This window comes from Luteibacter sp. P4_D7_3 (genome assembly GCF_056401735.1).
The window spans coordinates 1-1286 of sequence record NZ_JBFUIT010000572.1 but is presented as its reverse complement, the minus strand read 5'-3'; the positions used below and the strand labels follow the sequence as shown (position 1 = coordinate 1286).

At 61.6% G+C, this 1286-nt stretch carries 1 protein-coding gene and 1 pseudogene; one reads left to right on the top strand and one right to left on the bottom strand.

Going from position 1 to position 1286, the window contains the following annotated elements:
* A pseudogene (locus AC1DSN_RS22805) lies at positions 1 to 424 on the top strand (hypothetical protein); the annotation flags it as partial.
* A 25-nt stretch (positions 425 to 449) separates the two neighbouring features.
* Here the strand turns inward: AC1DSN_RS22805 and AC1DSN_RS22800 are convergent.
* On the bottom strand, positions 450 to 1286 hold an 837-nt coding region (locus AC1DSN_RS22800), incomplete at its 5' end, for a hypothetical protein (protein ID WP_477333135.1).

The window sequence follows — 1286 nt, the reverse complement described above, 5'->3', positions numbered from 1 at the left end:
CTACGGTAGCGGGCGACCGAAGTTTCGCGCGTACTCACGCGCATGGACGCCACGCAGCCAGGCGTCCTCTCCGGAGACTCCGCTCATGGGCAACCTCACCCCCGCGTCCGCACGGTTGGCGCCACATCGGCATAGGGCCAACTACACGCCCAGACGCGATCAGCACGTCACCTCGCCGCTCGACGACATACAGCTGAACCGGCGCGCGAACCTTCGTGGCGTCCTTATCGAACTGGACTGGCTGGGTGTTTGCTCATACGAGAACCAGGCCTCGTTTCTCGGACTGGGGAAACGCCAGGTGCTGACCGAGCTGTTACGTGGCGCCGAGATTACGCCATCCATGGCGCGCGATATGGAATGGGCGATGCAGAAGCGCAAGGGCTGGATGGACGACGATCACCGCGGGGAGTCGCTCGCCGWCTGAGGACTACCGCGCCGGGTGCACGACGTCAGCTCGCGGGAACCATCTGTCCGACCACCTTGCCTTTCGTGTCGAGCATCTGCAATGACGGCGTACCGTCCGCGGCCACTTTCATCACAATACGCGGATGATCTGCGGTGTCCGCCATGGTCAGCGCCACGCCGTCGTTGCCGTCTTTGCCACCGCGGTTGAGGATCATGCGCGGCGTGGGTCGGCCACGCTCGTTGAAGAACGCTTCCAGCCTTGCGTTTCGTTGTTCCTCGGGTAAGCCCTTTGTCGATTCGAGGAACGTCACGAGTTCCATGATCGAGTAGTCGGGATAGTCGGTGAACTGCAGCGTTGCCGTGCGTTGCTTGCCATGCTGCGCCGAACCGAGTGCTATGGTCTGGTCCTGCTCATAAGCGTCGAACGAAAGGTGCCCGCTCGACTCCTTGATGCCACCGGGCCCCATCTCGCCGCCGAAACTCAGGCCACCATTCTCGGTGCCTTCCGCGTTCATGAAGAGAAACCCAGCATCCTTTCTACCCGCCGGATGAGGGAATTCTTTACCCTTGTAGTAGATGCCCGGGGATCTGCCCGCACTGGTCATCACCATCCGCAAGGTCCCGTCGGGCTCGCGCAGGTTGATGCGTTGGACGTCCAATTGATCGAGTGTCATCGTCCTTGGCGAGACGACAAATCCGCTGGCGACGGTGACGACAAAGACCGCCGTCAGCACGCCCGAGTAAATCATCAAGAAACGCTGGCCCGGTGCTTTCATCGTCCGACTCCCGTTCGAATGAAGTGTGCCCGTGTTTACCGTGGGCAAGGCTGCACTACCGATCGGGCCCGTTTCAAGTGCCGAGGGCTCGCCCCTCTCTATGGC